The organism is Streptomyces ossamyceticus (assembly GCF_001418475.1).
In the GTDB taxonomy this organism is placed as follows: Bacteria; Actinomycetota; Actinomycetes; order Streptomycetales; family Streptomycetaceae; genus Streptomyces; species Streptomyces ossamyceticus.
The window spans coordinates 1-5,965 of the sequence record NZ_LIQX01000560.1 but is presented as its reverse complement, the minus strand read 5'-3'; the positions used below and the strand labels follow the sequence as shown (position 1 = coordinate 5,965).

Below are 5,965 nucleotides of genomic sequence, written 5' to 3'. Positions count from 1 at the left end.
CGCCGGTGCCAGCGATGGCGCGGGTACCGCCGGTGCCGGCGCAGGCGCAAGTACCACCGGCGATGACGCGGGCGAAGGCGCGGGTGTCGGCGGCGATGACGGTCGCGGCGACCCCGAGCGGGCCGCCCAGCTCGCCCGGCAGCGGGTCGCGATGGCCACCGCGCGCGAGAAGCGGCTGCGGGACGCCGATCCGGGTCGGCGGGGCCTGCGCCGGTCGGTGCTCGCGGAGGCAGGCGTCGCCGTCGTCCTCCTCGCCGTCACCACGGCCCTGACCTCCACCGAGCCCGGCCGCACCGTGGAGGAGGCCAAGGCGGCCAACGCGGCCGTCGCGCCGGACGCCCAGTCGGGGGCGCTGGCGCTCGACATGTCGTTCGACACCGGGGGCAAGAACGGCAAGGGCGTCGTCCGGCTGGAGATCGACCCGGCGCGCGTCGGCGCCAACGAGATGCACGTCTACGTCCAGGGCCCCGACGGCAAGGCCCACGACATCCCCGAGGTGAAGGTCGCCTTCACCCTGGAGACCAAGGACATCGGCCCCTTGCCCGTCGTGCCAGACCACATCGCCACCGGGCACTGGACGGCCGACGGCGTGCAGATCCCCATGGCGGGCGACTGGAACATCGAGGTCACCGTGCGCACGTCCGACATCGACCAGGTGACCGTGAGCAAGAACGCGAAGATCGGCTGAACCGCACCATGACCGACCAGTCCACCACCGTCCCGTCCGACTCCCCGTCCGAAGGTGTCCCCGCCAAGGGCAGCTCCGCCAAGGGCGAGCCCACCAAGGTCTCCGAGCCCGCCAAGGTCTCCGAGGGCGTGATCTCGCGACGCCGTCTGCTCGGTACCGCCGGTGCCACCGGTCTCGCCCTGGGCGCGGCCGGGGGAGCCGTCGGATACGCGGCCGGGTCCTCGTCCGCGTCCGACGCGTCGTCCTCGTCCGCCTCCGGGGACGAGATCGCCCCGCTCTCCTCCCTCGGGGCAGGAGAGGTGATGTTTCACGGGAAACATCAGCCGGGGATCACGACACCGCTCCAGGCCCGCGGCCACCTCGTCGCGTTCGACCTGGCCGCCGGGGCAGGTCGCAAGGAGGCAGCCGCGCTGCTGCGTCGCTGGTCGGAGACGGCCCGGCGACTGATGGCGGGCGAGGCCGCGGCCCAGGACGACACGGGGGTGGCGCGCGACGCCGGGCCCTCCTCGTTGACGGTCACCTTCGGCTTCGGGCACAGCTTCTTCGCCCGGACGGGGCTGGAGAAGCAGCGCCCCGACGCGCTGGACCCGCTGCCGGACTTCTCCTCCGACCAGTTGGACAAGGCGCGCAGCAACGGCGATCTGTGGGTGCAGATCGGCGCCGACGACGCCCTCGTCGCCTTCCACGCACTGCGCACGATCCAGAAGGACGCGGGCGGCGCGGCCCGGGTGCGCTGGCAGATGAACGGCTTCAACCGTTCGCCGGGTGCCACGGCTCATCCCATGACGGCCCGCAATCTGATGGGCCAGATCGACGGCACACGCAATCCCAAGCCGGCCGAGCCCGACTTCGATGAGCGGATCTTCGTATCCGCGTCGGGGGCGTCCGGCGAGCCGGCGTGGATGGCGAACGGTTCGTACGCCGTCGTACGCCGTATCCGCATGCTCCTGGACGACTGGGAACAGCTGTCGCTGAAGGAGCAGGAGAACGTCATCGGGCGGCGGAAGTCGGACGGCGCTCCCCTGAGCGGGGGCGCGAAGGCGACGGAGACGACGGCGATGGACCTGGAGAAGACCGACTCCCGGGGCGATCTGCTCGTCCCGATCAACGCGCACGCCCGGATCAGCCGCCCCGACCAGAACGGTGGCGCGGCCATGCTGCGCCGGCCGTTCTCCTTCCACGACGGCATCGACGCGAAGGGCGTCCCCGACGCGGGCCTCCTCTTCGTCTGCTGGCAGGCCGACCCGCTCCGCGGCTTCGTCACCGTCCAGCGCAAACTCGACCGCGGCGACGCCCTCTCCCCGTTCATCCGCCACGAGTCCAGCGGCCTCTTCGCGGTGCCGGGCGGCGCGGCGAAGGGCGAGTACGTGGGCCAGCGGCTTCTGGAGGGGTAGCCGGTACGGCGCCGGGTGCGGGGCCGAGGTGCTGCCGAGGTCCGGGGAGTCTTTCTGGGGTCCGAGGCTGAAGTGCTGCCGAGGTCCGGGGCTGAAGTCCTGCTGGGGTCCGGGGCTGAAGTCCTGCCGAGGTCCAGGGCTGAAGTCCTGCTGGGGTCCAGGGCTGAAGTCCTGCCGGGGTCCAGGGCCGAGGTCCGATGCCGGGCCCGCGGTGCGCGCGCTCCGAGGTCCGGTGCCGAGGTCCGGTGCCGGGCCCGCGGTGGGGGCGCTCCAGGGTCCGCGTCCCCCGCGGGGGTGGTGTGGACGGTAGTCGTGCGCCGTCCCCGTGTAGGCCCATTAGGGTGAGGTCATGCCAGCCAGCTACGTGTACCTCGGCCCCGAGGGCACCTTCACCGAGGTCGCCCTGCGCACGCTGCCGGAGTCCGCGACCCGCGAGCTCGTCCCGATGGTGTCCGTCCCCGCCGCCCTCGACGCCGTCCGTACCGGTGAGGCCGAGGCCGCCTTCGTCCCGATCGAGAACTCCGTCGAGGGCGGTATCACCACCACCCTCGACGAACTGGTCGCCGGCGCCCCGCTGATGATCTACCGCGAGGTGCTCCTGTCGATCACCTTCGCGCTGCTGGTCCGCCCGGGCACGAAGCTCTCCGAGATCAAGACGGTCACCGCGCACCCGGCCGCCCAGCCGCAGGTCCGCAACTGGATGAAGGCCAACCTGCCCCCCGACGTCGTCTGGGAGTCCGCCGCCTCGAACGCCGACGGCGCCCGGCTCGTCCAGGAGGGCCGCTACGACGCCGCCTTCGCCGGCGAGTTCGCGGCCTCGCGGTACGGCCTGGAGGCCCTGGAGACGGAGATCCACGACGCGGAGAACGCCCAGACCCGGTTCGTCCTGGTCGGCCGCCCCGCCCGGCCCGCCGCCCCGACCGGCGCCGACAAGACCTCCGTCGTCATCTGGCAGCGCGACGACCACCCCGGTGGTCTGCGTGATCTGCTCGGCGAGTTCGCCGTCCGCGGCGTCAACCTCATGCTGCTCCAGTCCCGCCCGACCGGTGAGGGCATCGGCAACTACTGCTTCGCCATCGACGCCGAGGGTCATATCTCCGACCGCCGGGTGGCCGAGGCACTGATGGGCCTCAAGCGGATCTGCCTCCAGGTGCGCTTCCTCGGCTCGTACCCGCGTGCGGACGCCGCCGTGGCGAAGATCCGGCCCACTCTGCCCGGGACCTCGGACACCGAGTTCGTCGCCGCCGCCGACTGGGTGGCGCGCTGCCAGGACGGTCGGTTCTAGGCCACGCGGCTGGTCCTACCTGCTTATTTTCTTTGTCCACAGAAGTTATCCACAGGTGGGCTTCTCGATCTGGGGACAAGTCGACAGCGCAGTGCCATGCAGTCGACAAATCCCCTTACGGAGCCGCGCTCTGTCCACAGCCCCGTAGATCACCCTTCGTGCAGGCGTTTCCCCGATTCAATCCTTTAGATCGACCCATTCCCGCATGAATCCACTCGAACGTGGGCGTGAGGGCGGTTTGAGTCGGGAATCCTGGAGTCGACGCCCACCTTTCGAAACGATCTCCTCGACAGTCCACAGATCTTTCGCACAGCCTGTGGATAACTTTTCCGCTCCGTGAATCCCTGTGGACGGCCGGGCCCCAAGTCCCATACGCCACAAGGGGATCCGGTCAACCAACGGCCATCTTCCCGCCTTCTTTCAGGGAATCGGCCCACAATTCATTGACGGCCACCAACCTCATGAACGCGGGGGACATTTCACGCAAATCGCCACCGCGGCGACGTACCGCAATTCCGAGTCGTGGAGCGCAAGCACTCCCCGGTAGCCTTGAGGGGTGATTGACCTTCGCCTGCTCCGTGAGGACCCCGACCGTGTGCGCGCGTCCCAGCGCGCCCGTGGAGAGGACGTCGCGCTCGTCGACGCTCTCCTGTCTGCCGACGAGCGGCGCAGGTCCTCCGGCGTCCGCTTCGACGAGCTCCGTGCCGAACAGAAGTCGCTCGGCAAGCTGATCCCCAAGGCCACCGCCGACGAGAAGGCCGAGCTGCTGAAGCGAGCGGAGCAGCTCAAGGCCGACGTCAAGGCCGCCGACGCCGAACGCGACACGGCCGACACCGAGACCCAGGAACTCCTCCTCCAGCTCGGCAACCTCGTCCACCCCGACGTCCCCGTCGGCGGCGAGGAGGACTTCGTCACGCTGGAGACGCACGGCGAGATCCGCGACTTCACGGCCGAGGGCTTCGAGCCCAAGGACCACCTGGAGCTGGGCACGCTCCTCGGCGCCATCGACACCGAGCGCGGCGCCAAGGTCTCGGGCTCGCGCTTCTACTTCCTGACGGGCGTCGGCGCCCTCCTGGAGCTCGCTCTCGTCAACGCGGCGATGGCCCAGGCCACCGCGGCCGGCTTCACCCCGATGCTGACCCCGGCGCTGGTCCGCCCGCAGTCGATGGCCGGCACCGGCTTCCTCGGCCAGGCCGCCCAGGACGTCTACCACCTGGACAAGGACGACCTCTATCTGGTCGGCACCTCCGAGGTGGCTCTCGCCGCGTACCACATGGACGAGATCATCGACGCCGACCGCCTCCCGCTGCGCTACGCCGGCTTCTCGCCGTGCTTCCGCCGCGAGGCCGGTTCGCACGGCAAGGACACCCGCGGCATCTTCCGCGTCCACCAGTTCGACAAGGTGGAGATGTTCTCGTACGTCACCCCGGAGGACTCCAAGGCCGAGCACCAGCGCCTGCTGGACTGGGAGAAGCAGTGGCTGACGTCGCTGGAACTGCCGTTCCGCGTCATCGACGTCGCCTCCGCCGACCTCGGTTCCTCGGCCTCGCGCAAGTTCGACTGCGAGGCGTGGATCCCCACCCAGGGCAAGTACCGCGAGCTGACCTCGACCTCGGACTGCACCGAGTTCCAGTCCCGCCGACTGTCGATCCGCGTCCGTGACGGCAAGCAGGTCCGCCCGCTGGCCACGCTCAACGGCACGCTCTGCGCCGTCCCGCGCACGATCGTCGCGATCCTGGAGAACCACCAGCAGGCCGACGGCTCCGTCCGTGTCCCCGAGGTCCTGCGCCCGTACCTGGGCGGCCGCGAGGTCCTGGAGCCGGTCACCAAGTGAGCGACGCGGCTGCCACCGGGGAAGCGCCCGCAGGGGCTCTCTCCGCACCCTCGGGCTTCCCCTACAGGCTGATCGCGACCGACCTCGACGGAACGCTCCTGCGCTCCGACGACTCGGTCTCGCAGCGCACCCGTGAGGCGCTCGCCGCGGCCACCGCGGCGGGCGCCGCCCACATCGTCGTCACCGGCCGGGCCGTCCCCTCGACCCGCCACATCCTCGACGACCTCGGCTACCGCGGCCTGGCCGTCTGCGGCCAGGGCGCCCAGGTGTACGACGCCGGGGAGCACCGCCTCCTCACGGCGGTCACCCTGGACCGGAAGCTCGCCGCGGTGGCCCTCGCCAAGATCGAGGCGGAGGTCGGCCCGCTGTACCTGGCCGCCAGCCGCGCGGGCCTGGACGGTGAGTTGCTGGCAGGCCCGGGCTACGCCTTCCGCGGCTCCCTGCCCACGGTCCCGTTCACGGAGGTGTCCGACCTCTGGGCGGCGCCGCTCAACAAGATCTACCTCCAGCACCCCACCCTGACCACCGACGAACTCACCGAAGCCGCCCAGCGGGCAGCCGGCGGCTTCGTCACGGTGGCCATGGCCGGCGAGGGCATCGTCGAACTCCTCCCCCTCGGCCTCACCAAGGCCACCGGGCTCTCCCTCGCCGCGCGCCGCCTCAGGGCCAAGGCCGCCGACACGATCGCCTTCGGCGACATGCCCAACGACATCCCGCTCCTCACCTGGTCCGCCCACGGCGTCGCCATGGCCAACGCCCACCCC

The 5,965-nt window shown here is 70.8% G+C and carries 4 protein-coding genes and 1 pseudogene; all 5 read left to right on the top strand.

Annotated elements, in window-relative coordinates; genetic code table 11:
- Positions 1-688 (top strand): annotated as a pseudogene (locus AOK15_RS33170) (hypothetical protein); the annotation flags it as partial.
- An 8-nt stretch (positions 689-696) separates the two neighbouring features.
- A complete protein-coding gene (gene efeB / locus AOK15_RS33165) occupies positions 697-2,082 on the top strand; it encodes an iron uptake transporter deferrochelatase/peroxidase subunit (protein WP_055522023.1) in 1,386 nt (461 codons plus the stop codon).
- A 349-nt stretch (positions 2,083-2,431) separates the two neighbouring features.
- On the top strand, positions 2,432-3,367 hold the full coding sequence (pheA, locus tag AOK15_RS33160) for a prephenate dehydratase (protein WP_055522022.1): 936 nt from the start codon (positions 2,432-2,434) through the stop codon (positions 3,365-3,367).
- 556 nt (positions 3,368-3,923) lie between these two features.
- Positions 3,924-5,201, top strand: coding sequence for a serine--tRNA ligase (gene serS / locus AOK15_RS33155; RefSeq protein WP_055522021.1), 1,278 nt, complete (start codon positions 3,924-3,926; stop codon positions 5,199-5,201).
- Positions 5,198-5,965, top strand: a 768-nt coding sequence (locus tag AOK15_RS33150) for an HAD-IIB family hydrolase (RefSeq protein WP_055522020.1), incomplete at its 3' end; no start/stop codon positions are given. The genes serS and AOK15_RS33150, both read left to right, overlap by 4 nt.

What these genes read in the sequence shown, in the direction of transcription:
- efeB (WP_055522023.1), top strand. Translation starts at nt 697, where the DNA reads ATGACCGACCAGTCCACCACCGTCCCGTCCGACTCCCCGTCCGAAGGT.
- pheA (WP_055522022.1), top strand. Translation starts at nt 2,432, where the DNA reads ATGCCAGCCAGCTACGTGTACCTCGGCCCCGAGGGCACCTTCACCGAG.